This window comes from Qipengyuania pacifica, assembly GCF_019857205.1.
Lineage (GTDB): Bacteria > Pseudomonadota > Alphaproteobacteria > Sphingomonadales > Sphingomonadaceae > Qipengyuania > Qipengyuania pacifica.
The window spans coordinates 86475-102098 of the sequence record NZ_JAHWXO010000011.1 but is presented as its reverse complement, the minus strand read 5'-3'; the positions used below and the strand labels follow the sequence as shown (position 1 = coordinate 102098).

The 15624-nt window shown below is 60.5% G+C and carries 11 protein-coding genes; 3 read left to right on the top strand and 8 right to left on the bottom strand.

What is annotated here, in order from left to right; all coding sequences use genetic code 11:
* Nucleotides 1-133 precede the first annotated feature (133 nt).
* The 8 genes from KYK83_RS15085 to KYK83_RS15050 form a co-directional block, all read right to left on the bottom strand.
* Entirely contained in the window at nt 134-613 is a 480-nt protein-coding gene (locus KYK83_RS15085; protein WP_103022207.1) for a DoxX family protein, read from the bottom strand.
* 53 nt (nt 614-666) lie between these two features.
* Entirely contained in the window at nt 667-1842 is a 1176-nt protein-coding gene (locus KYK83_RS15080; RefSeq protein WP_222828877.1) for a saccharopine dehydrogenase family protein, read from the bottom strand.
* Nucleotides 1843-1919: 77 nt separating this feature from the next.
* A complete protein-coding gene (dcd, locus tag KYK83_RS15075; RefSeq protein ID WP_103022209.1) occupies nt 1920-2474 on the bottom strand; it encodes a dCTP deaminase in 555 nt (184 codons plus the stop codon).
* Nucleotides 2475-2533: 59 nt separating this feature from the next.
* Nucleotides 2534-5671, bottom strand: coding sequence for a bifunctional proline dehydrogenase/L-glutamate gamma-semialdehyde dehydrogenase PutA (gene putA, locus KYK83_RS15070; protein ID WP_222828876.1), 3138 nt, complete (start codon nt 5669-5671; stop codon nt 2534-2536).
* Nucleotides 5672-5765: 94 nt separating this feature from the next.
* Complete coding sequence (glpD, locus tag KYK83_RS15065; protein WP_222828875.1) at nt 5766-7256, bottom strand: glycerol-3-phosphate dehydrogenase; 1491 nt, start codon at nt 7254-7256, stop codon at nt 5766-5768.
* Nucleotides 7253-8125 (bottom strand): S-methyl-5'-thioadenosine phosphorylase, encoded by an 873-nt coding sequence (mtnP, locus tag KYK83_RS15060; RefSeq protein ID WP_222828874.1) that lies wholly within the window; start codon nt 8123-8125, stop codon nt 7253-7255. The genes glpD and mtnP overlap by 4 nt, the downstream gene beginning before the upstream one ends.
* 72 nt (nt 8126-8197) lie before the next feature.
* On the bottom strand, nt 8198-8728 hold the full coding sequence (locus KYK83_RS15055) for a group I truncated hemoglobin (RefSeq protein WP_222828873.1): 531 nt from the start codon (nt 8726-8728) through the stop codon (nt 8198-8200).
* Nucleotides 8729-8739: 11 nt separating this feature from the next.
* Nucleotides 8740-9663, bottom strand: a complete 924-nt coding sequence (locus KYK83_RS15050) for a DUF3034 family protein (protein WP_248284508.1) — start codon at nt 9661-9663, stop codon at nt 8740-8742.
* 85 nt (nt 9664-9748) lie between these two features.
* Here KYK83_RS15050 and KYK83_RS15045 point away from each other — a divergent pair, with 85 nt between their 5' ends.
* The 3 genes from KYK83_RS15045 to KYK83_RS15035 all read left to right on the top strand — a co-directional run bounded on the left by KYK83_RS15045 (nt 9749) and on the right by KYK83_RS15035 (nt 15544).
* On the top strand, nt 9749-10351 hold the full coding sequence (locus tag KYK83_RS15045) for a cupredoxin domain-containing protein (RefSeq protein ID WP_222828872.1): 603 nt from the start codon (nt 9749-9751) through the stop codon (nt 10349-10351).
* Nucleotides 10351-12663, top strand: a complete 2313-nt coding sequence (locus KYK83_RS15040; protein ID WP_222828871.1) for a putative bifunctional diguanylate cyclase/phosphodiesterase — start codon at nt 10351-10353, stop codon at nt 12661-12663. Before KYK83_RS15045 ends, KYK83_RS15040 begins: the two co-directional genes overlap by 1 nt.
* 103 nt (nt 12664-12766) lie before the next feature.
* Entirely contained in the window at nt 12767-15544 is a 2778-nt protein-coding gene (locus KYK83_RS15035; protein WP_222828870.1) for a phosphoenolpyruvate carboxylase, read from the top strand.
* Nucleotides 15545-15624: the final 80 nt, after the last annotated feature.

The following is a 15624-nucleotide window of genomic DNA, read 5'->3' as shown; positions in this document are numbered from 1 at the left end:
GGCGTTCGAATCGCCTCGCCCGCTCCAGTTTCTCCGGATATTCGAGACGTATCTCATGCGCGTGCGCGTCAGGCGCAGTGCTATGTCGGCGGTGGTGAGCCGCCGACGTTACGTTCGCGCACTTCAATCTGGATCAGGCTGGACGTGTGGGACGATCATCGTGGACTACGGTGGTCGTAGCCTCGGCCTTTCCTTCTGCTCGCGCTGCTTTGATTTCGGCATCATGAGCGCGGTCCCGTTCTCGCCATACGCCGACTTGGCCACGAACCTGACCATAAGCAAAAACCATGAGCAACCCGCCGATCACGGCCAGGTTCTTAAGGGCCATTGCCGCCTGCGCCTGATCGGTTACCCGTTCGTGGAAGAACAAAGTGGCCAGTGCCGTGAAAACAATCAATGCGACGCTGGCGATACGGGTCATGAAGCCGCTTGCCAGAACCAGGCCGGCAACGATCTCGAATACGCCGACGGCGAGGGCCAAGCTTCCGGGGAAGGGCGATTCCGCTTCCATGTAGGCTGCCGTGCCTGCCGGATCCATAACCTTGCCGAGCCCGGCAAAGACGAACAGTGCGCCGAGCAGTATGCGCCCGATGAGCGCCGCGATGGTAGCCATTGATGCTTCTCCCCTTGGATATGGTTTGAAAGCACCTGAGGGTATGTGGTTCCCTACTCTTCTACCGCAAAGGTTAGTGCGGCGTGCTCCCGAAGGCGTTCGACCAGTGCTTCGCCCAGGAATGCCCCCGGCGTGCCCACACCCCCTTTGGCGTCGCTCGTAAGCAGTGCGATCCCGGTTTCGGCGAGCATTCGGCTGGTTGAACCATAGCCGGGATCGTATCGGCCTTTCACCCCATAGTGCAGGCGCTGGCCATCCGGCCATTCGCCGATGAACACTACGTCGTAATGACCGTTCTCGCGTTCGTCCTTGCTCGGACCTTCGCCAGGTTTCGGTGGCTTGGCGCCGAACGGGTTCTTGAGCATGTCTACCACAGCATTGGCAGCGGCCTTGCCCGCTTCGCCAGGACTGGTGAGCATCATTTCGTCGTAACGAAAATCTTTGCCATACGGGTGGCCGAGTAGGAAGTTGGTGCGGTGGATGTTCTTGGTATTGATCGTCGCCATGATGAAGGGAGCGGCCCATTTGCCCAGATCGTCTTCGTAATGGGGGATCATTCCGCCGGGCTGGTCGGGACCATCGAAGCCCGGGGTCAGGCCGAAGGGATTGTTAAGTACTTTGATGATGCCCGAGTTCCTTGCGGCGGCCTTCATTGTCGCCGTCAGGCTGGCTGCGGTTCCGCCGGAAAAGGTGCCTTGCATGCTGCGTACGCGGCCGCGAACGCGCGGCGCAGGCGAGCCATGGCGGGCGATACCTTCCTTTTGCAGCATGAGAACGCCTAGGTCGAAGGGTATGGAATCGAAGCCGGACGAGAAGGTAATCCTCGAACCGGATTTACCGGCCACTGCATGATGAAGGTCGATCTGCTCACGCATCCAGGCCGGTTCGCCGCAGAGATCGGCGTAATCCGTGCCCGTCGCCACACAGGCTGCCACCAGTCCGTCGCCATACAATTGATAAGGGCCAACGGTCGTCAGGATGACCTTGGCCCTTTTGCACATCGCTTCGAGACTGGTTCTGTCATCGGCGTCGGCAACGACCAGCGGGATGGTTTTTGGTGCCCCGATCTCGTCGCGGACAGCCTCCAGCTTGCTCAAGCTGCGGCCGGCCATCGCCCATTTGGGACCATCGACGGTCGAGCCGTATTCGCGCAAGAAATGCTCTGCCACTAGGCGTCCCGTATAGCCCGTGGCGCCATAGACGATGATGTCGAATTCACGATCTGCCATAACACTTCTCTCCTCGGCCGGCATGATTGCGCGTGCCCGAAGGGAGAGTCAAAGACGCAGCGTCAGGGCCGCTTTGCCTAAAGCCGCGGCAGCGTCACCCCGCGCTGGCCCATGTATTTGCCAGCACGATCCTTATAGCTCGTTTCGCAGCGTTCATTCCCTTTAAGGAACAGGAATTGGCACGCCCCTTCGTTCGCGTAGATTTTTGCTGGCAGGGGCGTGGTGTTCGAGAACTCCAGGGTCACATGGCCTTCCCAGCCCGGTTCCAGCGGTGTCACGTTCACGATGATCCCGCACCGGGCATATGTGCTCTTGCCGAGACAGATGACGAGAACATCCTCCGGCACGCGGAAATATTCGACCGTCCGGGCGAGCGCGAAACTGTTGGGCGGGATCACGCAGATGTCGGTTTCGCGATCGACGAAGCTGTTGCTCGCGAAATCCTTGGGATCGACCACCGCAGAATCGACATTGGTGAAAATCTTGAATTCGGGAGCAACGCGCGCATCGTAGCCGTAGCTCGAGAGGCCGTAACTGATCACGCCTTCGCGACGCTGCGCTTCGACGAAAGGCTCGATCATGCCTTCGTTCTGCGCTTTGTCGCGGATCCACTTATCGGAAAGAATCGCCATACGGGGACGATTCCCCAGCCGCCGCCATTGGGCAAGCGGCCGGGGCGATTTATCCGCCTTTAGCTGGCAAGGAGGGTGGCGTTTCCGCCCGCCGCCGTCGTGTCGACGCACACGACGCGTTCCGTCGCGAAGCGCTGGACATAATGCGGGCCACCGGCCTTCGGACCCGTGCCGGAAAGTCCTTCGCCGCCGAAAGGCTGACTTTCGACGACCGCGCCGATCTGGTTGCGGTTCACATAGAAATTGCCGACCTTGACCCGCGCTTCGACAAAGGCACGCGTGTCGTCGTTGCGGCTATGAAGACCCATCGTCAGACCGAAACCGGTAGAATTGATGTCTTCGATCACACGCTCGAGATCGGCAGCACGGTATCGAACGACGTGGAGAATCGGACCGAAATTTTCTCGCTTGAGGTCGAGGATCGAATCCATCTCGATGATCGTGGGGGCCACAAAGCAGCCGGCGTTGGCACCGCGATGCAGGCGGCGACGCCACACTGGACGGCCACCCTTCTTGCGCCGGGCGATATGACGTTCGAGCGAAGACTTCGCATCCGGATCGATCACAGGGCCGACATCGGTCGCCAGATGTTCCGGGTTGCCGATCGTCAGAGCTTCGAAACCGCCGCGGATCATACGCAGCATTTCGTCGTATACGTCGTCTTGAATGTACAGAACACGCAGTGCCGAACAGCGCTGTCCGGCGCTTTGGAAGGCCGATGCGACGACATCGCGCGTGACCTGTTCAGGCAAGGCCGTCGAATCGACGATCATGGCATTTTGCCCGCCGGTTTCGGCAATCAAGGTCGCGATGGGGCCATCGCGTGAAGCGAGGCTGCGATTGATGGCCTGTGCCGTCTGGGTCGAGCCGGTAAAGGCAACGCCCGCAATGCGTGCATCCGACGTTATCATCTCGCCGACCTCGCCCGCTCCGGGGAGCAGCTGGAACGCTTCCTCAGGGATGCCGGCCTCGTGACAAAGGCGCACGGCCAGTGCGGCAATCAGGGGGGTCTGTTCGGCAGGCTTGGCGACGACCGTATTGCCCGCTGCCAGCGCAGCTGCAGGTGTGCCGATGAAAATGGCGAGCGGGAAGTTCCATGGACTGATGCAGGAAAAAACGCCGCGACCATGCAGGCTCAGCCGGTTTTCCTCGCCGGTGGGTCCGGGAAGAATGATGGGGCGGGTGAACTGACGCCGTGCTTCGTTGGCGTAAAACCGCAGGAAGTCGACTGCTTCGCGCAGTTCCAGAACGGCATCCATCAGTGTCTTGCCAGCTTCACGCTGACACAGGCTGAGGAAATCGTCGGTGTGCTCTTCGAACAGGTCTGCTGCCGCTTCGAGCAGGACGGCGCGCTTTTCACCGCCGAGCCGGTCCCACCCGGGCTGGATCGCCTGGGCACGCGTGATTGCCTCTTCTACTTCGAAGTCGAGCGTGTCGCGCCGTGTTCCGACTTCCGCAGTCAGATCGTGCGGCTTGTTGATAGGCGCGATTTCCGCTTCGGAACCCGACTTGAACGTGGGCTCTGCAACCCAGTGCTTGTTTTCGAGTTCGGCCAACCGTTCCTGCAAAGGCTCGAGTACGAGAGGATCGGACAGGTCGATCCCTGCCGAATTGCGACGGTCTGCGAAGATGTCGGCGGGCAGGGGGATCGTCGGATTACGGTATGGTTCGAGTGCCGCCATGTCGGCTACGGGATCGGTGGCCAAGTCGCTTGCCGGCACTTCTGCATCCGCCATACGGTTGACGAACGAGCTGTTGGCGCCGTTTTCCAGCAATCGCCGTACGAGATAGGCGAGCAGGTCCTTGTGCGTCCCGGTCGGCGCATAAATACGCACGCTCGTGCGCTTGTTGCCTTCCATTTGGGCCAATGCGCCGTACACATCCTCGCCCATGCCATGCAGGCGCTGGAATTCGAGGGGCTTTTCGCCTGCAAGCGCCTTGATCGCGCCGATGGTGTAGGCGTTATGCGTTGCAAACGCCGGATACATTGCATCGTCGGCCGCGAGCATTTTTTCCGCACAGGCAAGGTAGCTGACATCGGTACCCAGTTTGCGGGTAAACACCGGAAAATCCTTGAAACCGCCAACATGGCTAAGCTTGATCTCGGTGTCCCAATAGGCCCCTTTCACAAGCCGGACGAAGAACTTGCGGTCATGCTTTCGAGCAAGGCGGGCAACCCAGTCGACCATCGGCACGCCGCGTTTCTGATAGGCCTGGATAGCGAGGCCGAAACCTTCCCAACGGCTGCCGTCCGGCCGGGTGAAGAGACTGTCATCACGTGCCAAGGCTTCGATGAGATCCATCGAAAGTTCGAGCCGGTCGGCTTCTTCTGCGTCGATCGTGAAATGGATGTTCGCATCGCGTGCGGCCGTGGCGAGATCGCGTACGATCGGCAGCAAATCGGCAATCGCGAGATCGGCATGGAGGAAGGTGTACTTCGGGTGCAGTGCCGAAAGCTTGACCGAGATACCAGGCGAAGTGCGGACATCTCCCGTCGCTTCGCGGACCAGCCGGTCGATCGCCTTGTGATAATTGACGCGATAGCGTTCGGCATCTTCGTAGGTCATCGCCGCTTCGCCAAGCATGTCGAAGCTGTGCGTCAGACCCTTTGCACGTTCTGGTTTGGCACGCTTGAGCGCTTCGTCGATCGTACGACCGTAGACAAACTGCCCGCCGAGAATGCGCATGGCTTGCAAAGTGGCCGTGCGGATCACGGGTTCGCCAAGCCGATTGACCGCACGCTTGAGCGTCTTGCCCATTCCCTTCTGCGCTTCTTCGGGGCGTTCGAGAACCTCTCCCGTCAGCATCAGAGAGAACGTCGCTGCGTTAACGAAGGTGGACGAACTTTCGCCCATATGCTCCGCCCAATCGATGTGCCCTATCTTGTCCCGGATCAACGCATCGGCCGTCGCCGCATCCGGCACACGCAGCAGAGCTTCGGCGAGGCACATCAGCGCTACGCCTTCTTCCGTCGCCAAGCCATATTGCTGCAGGAATGCATCGATCCCACTGGCTTTGCGCTTGCGCGCGTCCTCGATCAGCCGGATGGCTATCTGCGCTGCTTCCGAGTGTTTGGCGCTTGCGCCGGATGCCTGTGCCATGCGTTCCGCGACACAGGTACTTTCTTCCGCTCGGTAAGCTTCGCGAACGGACTGGCGGGAGATGGGGGACAGGCGGACAGGATCGTGCAGGGCCATACGACTCCGAAAGGAAAGGAGGATTAAAGCAAGCCCCTTGGACCTGCCGTGTTTCCCTTACAAGCTTTGTGAAACGTCCTTGTTCCGTAGCGGCTTATGAGGCTTGGGCCGCAAACCAGTCTGCGACCGCCTGCTGGGCGCCAACAGGCAGATGGAGACCGAGTTTGCTGCGTCTCCACAATACGTCCTGCGCCGTACGCGCGTATTCTGCGTCGAAAAGGTAGCGCAATTCGGCCTCATAGAGATTTCCGCCCATGTGCGCTCCAAGCTCCCCAAGTGACCCGGCCGAGCCGATGACGGCTTCAATCCGCGTCCCGTAGGCGCGTGCAAGGCGAAGGAGCATTTCCGGCGGCAGCCATTCATAGCGCTCGCTAATGCGCCACAGGAAGGCTGCAAAATCGCCATCCGGCATGTCACCACCAGGTAGCGGGGCGTTAGCGGTCCAGGCTTTTCCGGGCAGGGCCAGCACTCTCCCAAGCTTTTCCAGCGCATGTTCTGCAAGCTTGCGGTACGTTGTGATCTTGCCGCCGTATACCGACAGGATCGGTGCGCCGCCTTCGTTATCGAGTTCGAAGACGTAATCACGGGTTACGGTGGAGTTGCTGGCGGCATGATCTTCGTAGAGCGGACGTACGCCAGAGTAGGACGAGACAATCTCGTCTTCGGTAATCGCACTGGAAAAATATCGCGAAGCCGCCTCGATTAGATACGCGATTTCGTTTGGAGAAATGACCACGTCATCAAGATCGCCTTCGTACAGGAGATCGGTGGTGCCGATCAGTGTGAAATCCCGTTCGTAGGGTATGGCGAAGACGATCCGCCCGTCCGGTTGCTGGAAGATATAGGCATGATCTCCGGCAAACCGACGCGAAAGGATTATGTGGCTGCCCTTCACCAGTCGCAAGTGCGCTGGCGTTCCTTGCCCGAGCGCGGTCACGGCTACGCGGTCGACAAAGGGGCCAGCCGCATTGACGACAGCCTGCGCAGTTACGCTGCGTTCCCCCGCCCCGCTTTGCAGATGTGCGGTCCAGTTGCTCGCATTACGTTCCAGGCCGGTGCATTCGGTACGAACCCGGATTTCTGCGCCTCGCTCCTCCGCATCCTTCGCCGTCAGCACGACCAAGCGGGAATCTTCCACCCAGCAATCCGAATATTCAAAACCGGACTTCAGCCGCCCCTGGAGGGTATTGCGGTGGGGGGCGACGCGCAAATCGACGCTCTTGCTCTTCGGCAGGCTCGTTCGGCCGCCGATCCGATCGTAAAGGGCAAGACCAAGGCGCAGCATCCATTTCGGGCGCATGCTGGGCTCGTGCGGCATCACGAAACGCAAGGGCCAGATGATATGCGGCGCATTGCGAAGCAGCACTTCGCGTTCGCGCAGGGATTCCGCGACCAGTCGGAATTCGTAATGTTCGAGATAGCGCAAGCCGCCATGCACCAGCTTGGTGCTGGCGGAAGATGTATGCGATGCCAGATCGTCCTTCTCGACAAGTAGGACCTTCAGGCCGCGCCCTGCAGCATCCCGCGCGATGCCGGCGCCGTTGATCCCGCCGCCGATGACGAGGAGGTCGTAGCTATCGGTCATCCCTGCCGAAACAACCGCCCTGCAACTGCGTCGAGCTTGGCAAGTACAGCCTTGTCATGTCTTTCGGGCGCGGTGATGACGGCGTCGGTAAGGGCATGATCGATGGGGGACGGGCTACGTTTCTTTGGCAGGCCTTTGCAAAAAGCTTCGATCGCTTTCCTTGCCAGTTTCGCGTTGCCGCGCATCTGCTCGACCACCTGTGCAACGTCCACCGTCTCGGCATCGTCCTTCCAGCTGTCGTAGTCGGTAACCATGGCCAGAAGGGCATAGGGCAGTTCCGCTTCGCGAGCGAGCCGGGCTTCGGGCATGGCGGTCATTCCGATCACTTCGGCACCCCAATGCCGATACAGGCGGCTTTCGGCACGAGTGGAAAATTGCGGGCCCTCGATAGCGACATAGGTCGCGCCCTGCGCACATTCACCGCCAGCGGTGGCAACGGCCTTTGCAGCGTGTTTCGACAGCCGTGGGCACACCGGGTCGGCCATCGACACATGGGCAACGAATCCATCTCCGAAGAAGCTCGATGGGCGCCCGCGGGTGTTGTCGATAAACTGATCGATGGTGACGAACCGGCCCGGAGAAAGTTCTTCCGAAAGCGATCCGACTGCGCTCACGGCAAGGATGTCGGTGCAGCCCGCGCGTTTTAGCGCATCAATGTTCGCCTGTGCATTGACGGTAGAAGGGGCCAGACGGTGCCCGCGTCCGTGCCGCGGCAGAAAGCGGACGCGAACATGCCCGATTTTGCCGCACAGGATTTCATCGGACGGCTCGCCCCAAGGCGATTGAACCGGGATCCAATGCGCATCTTCGAGGGCATCCATGGCATAGAGCCCCGATCCCCCGATGATGCCGATCGTCCAATCGCTCATGAGTTTTCTTCGTCTCGCATAATACCGACCATCGCTAACGGGTGGGCCTTGCGACCTTTTGTGTCCAGCCCTTTAGCGGTTGATGACGTCCCTGCTCATCGGTGCCAGTTTGGACAGGAAACGGTTCTGGGCGGCGAACGGCACATCCTGTTCCCGCATCGCCTGCTGGAGGTTCTCAACTATGGCATTGAGGTCAGCCTTGCGCGATCCAAGCCCTTCGTGAGAGCTTTTCATATCGCGTCCGGTATAGTCGCAGCCAGCGTTCAGGATGTAACAGAACTGTTCGAAAATCGTGCGCCGCAATCGGACTTCGTCGTGGCCGGCGAATATGCCCTGAATGCGCGGATCGGCGAAATTGATCTCGACGAACCTTTCGGCGATCTGGCGGATGCCGTCACGGCCGCCGAACGTTTCAGCCATGTCATCGCCGGTGAATGGCTTGGCGCCGGCGTTTTCATTGTTCTGCTCGTAAGGTTCGACGGGAATTTCCCCGGTTGCAGGATCGCGTTCGACCTCTTCGACGCCGAATTCGGCATCCCAGTCGACATTTTCTGAAGGAGCTTGCTGCATGAGCAAAAGCGAGAGGGTGGCAGTGAGCAACATGGGCATAACTCCTAGAATGCGACCTGCGCCTGCAGGAATGCGCCGCGCTGACCCGTGAATGTCGCGATCGAGCCAAGATCAGCATATGCTGCGGTCACGGTCAGATTGTCGCTGGGCGCATAGGCGGCAAAGACGTCAAACCAGTCGCCTTCGCCAAGGCCGAGATTGTCTGGCTTGGTGCGGAACTCGGTCCCCAGAACGAAGCGACGGGAAAACTGATAAGCGACAGCGCCCTCGAACTGGATCGCGTAACTATCGTCTGAAACGCTGCCGAACCCCAGCAAGCCGTTCTGATTGGCCTTTGTCAGCCGCGCCGTCGTATTGACCAGCACGCTGTGGCTGAGCAACAGCTTGGTCGCGCTCAACGTAACATCGACACCTTCGTCATGTGCTGCCCCCACCGCGCTCGCGACGGCGCCGTCGAGACTGCGTTTATATTGTGCGCCCACAGCGACCTGAGGGACCATTGTATTGCCGTAGACGACGTCGCCGAACAGTCTGACCTTGGCGCCAAATACATCCTGATTGAGCATATAGCCCTGTCCAATGCCGAGCGCGGCACCGACATCCTGCGTGTCGAAATTCTGTCGTGCGTAGCTCAGTTCGATCCTGTCGGCGATTCCCAGCGCCACCCCATGCGACTGATAGAAGAAGTCCGGCAGAAGTACTGCCGTCACATGAGCCTGAACGCCCACGCCGCGTGTTTCCTGCCGTCCTGCGATGGTCGCCCAGTTCGAAATGCCGCCACCGCTCGCACCATCGACAGCGCTGACCGCGTTGGTCAGCAGCAGTTTGGCATTGTATTCCGGGAAGGTTCCGGCCTGGTCGATAGATTGCGTATCCGAAAGCACTTCCTGAGCGCAGAGCGACATCGGCAGCAGAGCGAGAGGCGCCACCATCAAGCAGGTGGCAAAGTGATTGAAAACAGGGGTCATGCGCAATTGATGGCAGGATGTGGTGCAAAAGTTATTAACCGTATGCGGACACTTTCTTAACTCCTGACCCCGTACGATACCGGGGATGTGGACGCGTTTTGCCTTTCTCGCAGCCCTTGTGGCGATACCGGCTTCCTTTGCATGGGCGGCCTCTGTCGGCCCGGTCCGGGTCCAGGTGGTCGATGAACGCGGTGTCCCCGTGCGCGATGCCGTGGTCGAACTGAATGCTGCAGGCGGACGCGCAGGGCGCATTGCCTTCCCCTGGCGGATGGCGATGGCGCAGCGGAACGAACAATTCGCGCCCGGTACACTGGTGGTCGCACGTGGCAGCACCGTGGCCTTTCCCAACCTCGATAAGGTGCGCCATTCGATCTACAGCTTTTCGAAGCCTGCGCGCTTCGAGATCGACCTCTATGGCCGGGACCAGACCCGAACTCATACCTTTCCCATTGCCGGCGCCGTGGCGCTTGGGTGCAATATTCACGATGAGATGCGCGGCTATATTCGCGTGGTCGATACGCCCTTTGCGGGCAAAACCGATGCCAATGGCTACGTAACCATGGCCAATGTACCGTCGGGATCCGCCAAGCTGACCGTCTGGCATCCGCGACTGCGCGGTCCGGGCGGTGAAATGTCGAAGCAGATTTCCGCATCGGGTAATCACAAGGTGGCGGTGCGTCTGCGGTGATGGCCATGCTCACGAACATCAAGTTGCCGCGCTTCGCGTCGCTGAAGCTGCGGATTGCCATACTTTATGCAGGCCTTTTCGCGGCAGTGCTGGCGGTGGTGCTGGCGCTGGTCAACGTCAGTATCGAGCGTTTCGGGGAGAACAGCGCGAGCCGCGATCTCGCCGCCAGTGCGCGCGTTTTCGATGAAATTATCGAACTGCGCGCGCGGCAGATGCGCGGTGCGACAGACGTCCTGGCCCGCGATTATGGATTTCGCGAAGCCCTGGCGACGGAGGATGAGGTCACGCTCGCCAGCGCCTTGCGTAATGTACGTGACCGGACGAATGCCAGTTCCGCATTCGTCGTTGGGCTCGACGGGGACATCATTGGTGATGGCTCGGGCGCACTTCCTCCGGCAGAACCGATCTGGTTCGCTTTGGACTCGGGCGAAAACAAAGGGGTGATCCAGCTCGGCGACACGCTTGCGCTTGCCGCTGCGTCACCGATCGAGGTGCCGGATCTGATGGGCTGGCTGGTCCTGGCATCGCCGCTCGACAAAGCGGAAATGGCACGCCTGGGCGAATTGGCGGCGGTCGATTTCCACTCGGAAGTCCTGCTCCACGATGACTTGCCGGAGATAGCAGCCTCACAGCCGCCGGGGACCGTGATTGAAGCTCACGACGAAGCCCGAAATCTCTTCCGCGTCAGCGTTCTTCCAAGCCTGCAGGATGGACTGGATCCTCGCCTCGTTCTGCGCCACTCGCTGGCATCGGCGATGGCGGAATATGCCGTGCTGAAATATCTGATCGTGCTGGTCGGTACATTGGGACTGGCGCTGGTCGTGGCACTTGGGTGGCGGATCGCGCGCGGCATTACCAAACCGTTGTCCGCGCTTGACGATGCCGTCCGGCAGTTCGGCCGCGGCGAAGAAGCCGTATTGCAGGCCGAAACCGACGACGAGGTCGGCCGGCTTGCGACAAGTTTCAATTCCATGGTCGAGGCAATTGCGGAACGCGAACGCGAGATCATTCATATCGGCTTGCACGACGGGCTCACGAACCTGCCCAACCGCAAGCTGTTCGTCGAACAGCTGGGGCAGGCTTTGGCGCGGCGCAAGGATGGCGAACGCGTCCTTGTCGCATATTGCGATCTCGACGATTTCAAGGTGGTCAACGACACGCTGGGCCATCCAGCAGGCGATACCCTGCTTCGGCAGATTGCCGCGCGTCTCAACTCCGAACTCGGCAATGCGCGGATTGCGCGGCTGGGCGGGGACGAGTTCGCCGTTCTTACGGTGGTCGAGAACGAGAACGAAAGTCTGCTCCCCATCGCTCAGCATATCCAGAACTGCTTCGCCCAACAGGTAGAGATCGGCGGCCATACGGTCGATTGTTCGGCCAGCGTGGGCGTGGCGGTTGCACCTATAGACGGCGAAACCGGCGTCGACCTTCTGAAGCATGCTGACCTTGCGCTCTACCGGGCCAAGCGTGGGGGCAAATCGGACTTCCATTTCTTCGAGCCTTCGCTCGATGAACAAGCCCGTGTCCGCCGTGAGATGGAACTTGATCTTCGCCTGGCCATAAAAGACGGCGGCTTCGAGCTCTATTTCCAGCCGCTTTACAGTCTCGCGCGGGAAGAGCTGGAAGGGTTCGAGGCTTTGATCCGCTGGAACCACCCCAAGCGCGGCATGATCAGCCCAGCAGAGTTTATACCGTTGGCCGAGGAGACCGGCCTCATTCTGCAAATAGGCGAATGGGTCGTGCGCGAAGCATGCCGATCGGCGCGCGAATGGCCGGAGCATCTGTCGGTCTCCGTCAATGTTTCGGCTAAACAGTTCTCGACACCCGGCCTCACGACGACGATCTTGCAGGCGCTCACCCAATCGGGTCTCAGACCGAACCGGTTGGAGCTGGAAATTACCGAGAGCATATTCATTGCCGATGTCGAAAAGACATTGAGTACGCTTCACAAATTGCGGGATCTCGGGGTCCGCATCGCCTTGGATGATTTCGGCACCGGGTATTCCTCACTCAGCTATCTGCGCAGTTTCCCATTCGACAAGGTCAAGATCGACCAGAGCTTCGTGCGCGATCTGAACGTGGAGGGGAACAATGCCCACGCGGTTATTCGGGCGATCACCACGCTTGCATCAGCGCTGGGCATGCGCACGCTGGCTGAGGGCGTCGAGTATGCCGAGCAACGGGAGATTCTGAGGCGAGAAGGGTGCGAATATATCCAGGGCTTCCTGCTCAGCAGGCCGGTGCCTGCGAGCGATGTGGCTGCGCTCATCAACTGCCGGGACGTCGGGGGATTGATCCGCGCGGTCGGATAATGTCACCTGCATCCGTATTCATGCGGCTCGCGAAGCTCGTATCTTGACACGAAGGCCGCCTTGCCGCGGAACTCGCACCCGGATCCAGGGGTAGAGTAGAGCAATGGCAGAAACGACAATCGAACCGACCCTCGCAAGTCTGAGCGATCGCCTAAGGGTGCTCCATCGTCAAACTCGCGAGACTCCGCTCTTCAATCCGGTTTTCCAGCTTTCGCTAGATATCTCGCGACAGCTGGAGAATGGCGAACTGGATATCGGACAGCTTGCCGGGTTGGTCGATGAACTCGAAGCGCAGTCGCTCGATGCTCGCGCGTCACGGCTGAAGAAGCTCCTTCGGCCTGACCGCGCAGGCGAGAGGCTTACGCAGCTCTCGGCTCCGAAAGGTGATTTCAAAGCATTCAGAGCGTTCTGGGAACGCCCGCACATGCATGCGGTCTTCACTGCTCACCCGACCTTCCTGTTATCGCCGCAGCAGAGCGATGCGGTCGCTGCCGCGGTCGGCAATGGAGGCAAGGCGACGGTGCGCGATGGCGAAAGGCCGGAAATTACCCTGCGGTACGAGCACGGGCGCGCGATGTCAGCAATGGCCAATGCGCAGGATGCCCGCGACAAGTTAGTCGCCACAGTATTACGCCAGGCGGGGGAGGCGTTCCCCGACCGGTGGACCGAACTGCAACCGCTGCCGTTCCGGTTCGCCACCTGGGTTGGCTACGACATGGACGGGCGTACCGACATCAAATGGTACACCTCCATCGCTTTCCGCCTCGCTGAAAAGGCCGAGCGGCTGGGGCGTTACGCTGCCAGCCTGGAGGCGATCGATCCCTCGCACGAACTGATCGCCACATTGCGCTTGGCGCAGGAGCGGGCGCAGGCCAGCGCGGACGAATTCGCCGGCGACCTTTCTGCGCCTGAAGACATGTCGGCCGCGGCCAATCGCCTTACTCAGGACCATCCCGACAAATTGCTTTCACTGGCTCCGATTATCGAGCGCCTGGAAGGCGAGGCGGACGAACAAGGTGTCGATACAGCGGTGGCGCTCCGCACGCTTGCGGCAGCCATGCGGGCCGATGGCTTGGGGATGGGGTGGATCCATTTCCGGGTGAATGCCAAGCAATTGCACAATGCCATCCGTACACGGCTCGGCGATGCGGCGGATATCGACCTTTCCAGCCGCGGGGCAGTCGCGGCGCTGCGAGAATTGCTCGCCGATGTCGAGCCGCAAAGCGCCAATTTCGCCAGCCTCGCGGTGGAGAGCTCAACTGCGATCAGGCAATTTCTCGTCATGACGCAGATCTTGAAACACGTCGATGCGGATGCGCCGATCCGTATGCTGGTGGCAGAATGCGAACAGCCGTCGACAGTGCTCGCCGCACTGTATTTCGCCAGGCTCTTCGGCATCGCGGACAGGGTCGATGTCTCGCCGCTGTTCGAGACCGAAACCGCGCTGGAACATGGGGGGCGTTTTCTCGACCTCCTGCTTTCCGAACCTGACTATCAGGCCTATGCGAAAGCGCGTGGGCGGATTGCCATCCAGACCGGTTTTTCGGATGCGGGTCGGTTCGTTGGCCAGATCCCTGCAAGCCTTGCGATCGAGCGACTGCAGGGGCGGCTTGCGGAAGCGATGGCGGCGAACGGTCTCACCGATGTGGCCGCCCTGATCTTTGACACACATGGCGAAGGTATGGGCCGCGGGGCGCATCCTTCCAGCTTCGAAGATCGCATCGAATGGGCGCTAAGCCCTTGGGCGCAAAGGCGTTTCACGCGCGCCGGGATCGCGCTCGAGCCCGAAGCGAGCTTTCAGGGCGGGGACGGTTATCTGCTGTTCGCGACCCCCGACATTGCGCTGGCGACGCTTACGCAGGTGGTTGCGCATAGTCCGGCGCATACGGATCCGGATGTGCCGACGGACCCGTTCTATCGCCGGACCGATCTCAGCCTGGATTTCTATCGGGCGATCAAGGAGCACCAGCGCGACCATCTGGAAAGCCGGACCTACAGCCGCGCGATCACCGCGTTCGGGCTGGGCCTGCTGAACGAGACGGGGAGCAGAAAATCACGCCGCCAGAGCGACTTATCCGCCGATCGCGAGATGAGCCTGCGGCAGATCCGCGCCATCCCGCACAACGCCATTCTGCAGCAGCTGGGCTATCCGGTGAACATCATAGCCGGGGTTGGCAGCGCGGCCGAAAGCCAGATCGAAGAGATGGGCGCCCTGCTTGCCGACAGTCCGAGAGGCATGCAGATCATACGTTTGATCCGGGCATCGAACGCCCTTGCAAGCATCAAGACAGTGGCGGCGTTCGGCGAATTATTCAATTCGGCCTATTGGGCAAGCCGCCCCTATCGCGGGACCGAGCCGCATCTGGCGCAAGCCTGCGAAGCGCTGGCCGAATATCTCATCAAGGACGATCGCAACGGCGTGTTCCGCCGCCTGTCGTCCCGCCTGCGCGTCGATGCGCTCAAGCTGCACCGGCTGCTGGACCTCGTGCCGGACGACGATCCGCATCCCGAACGGGAAAGCGTGCGCCGCGCGATCGGCGTCTTGCAGGCCGTGCGGCTGGCGCTGCTCCAGCACATGTTCCTGAAGGTGGTGTCGGTGCCGGCCTTCAGCCGGGCCAACGACATCAGCCGGACGGATGTGCTGGAAATGGTCTTCACGCTGCGGATCGACGATGCGCTGGCACAGCTGCGCCGCGCGTTCCCGACCAGTTTTCCGCGCAAGGACGACTTCGCGCTGGAGGAGCCCGGACAGTATCCGATCGGCGCGGGCGAAGGCTATGCGGCTATCCGCGAGAAGTACATCGATCCGATCGAGCAGGCCTATGCACTGTGCCTGCGCATCTCGACCGCCATTGCCAACGAGTTCGGCGCGCACGGGTAATTACAGGGTTTATTTGCGCACTACGATTCTTCGCGGAACGTCCATCGGCAGCGCCGGTTCTGGAAGGGTACGCAAACGCG

Excerpts from the sequence above, each read along its gene's own strand:
- putA (WP_222828876.1), bottom strand. The coding sequence starts at position 5,671 with ATGGCCCTGCACGATCCTGTCCGCCTGTCCCCCATCTCCCGCCAGTCC.
- KYK83_RS15045 (WP_222828872.1), top strand. The coding sequence starts at position 9,749 with ATGTGGACGCGTTTTGCCTTTCTCGCAGCCCTTGTGGCGATACCGGCT.
- KYK83_RS15035 (WP_222828870.1), top strand. The coding sequence starts at position 12,767 with ATGGCAGAAACGACAATCGAACCGACCCTCGCAAGTCTGAGCGATCGC.
- KYK83_RS15080 (WP_222828877.1), bottom strand. The coding sequence starts at position 1,842 with ATGGCAGATCGTGAATTCGACATCATCGTCTATGGCGCCACGGGCTAT.
- KYK83_RS15055 (WP_222828873.1), bottom strand. The coding sequence starts at position 8,728 with ATGTTGCTCACTGCCACCCTCTCGCTTTTGCTCATGCAGCAAGCTCCT.
- mtnP (WP_222828874.1), bottom strand. The coding sequence starts at position 8,125 with ATGAGCGATTGGACGATCGGCATCATCGGGGGATCGGGGCTCTATGCC.
- KYK83_RS15050 (WP_248284508.1), bottom strand. The coding sequence starts at position 9,663 with ATGACCCCTGTTTTCAATCACTTTGCCACCTGCTTGATGGTGGCGCCT.
- glpD (WP_222828875.1), bottom strand. The coding sequence starts at position 7,256 with ATGACCGATAGCTACGACCTCCTCGTCATCGGCGGCGGGATCAACGGC.
- KYK83_RS15040 (WP_222828871.1), top strand. The coding sequence starts at position 10,351 with ATGGCCATGCTCACGAACATCAAGTTGCCGCGCTTCGCGTCGCTGAAG.
- KYK83_RS15085 (WP_103022207.1), bottom strand. The coding sequence starts at position 613 with ATGGCTACCATCGCGGCGCTCATCGGGCGCATACTGCTCGGCGCACTG.
- dcd (WP_103022209.1), bottom strand. The coding sequence starts at position 2,474 with ATGGCGATTCTTTCCGATAAGTGGATCCGCGACAAAGCGCAGAACGAA.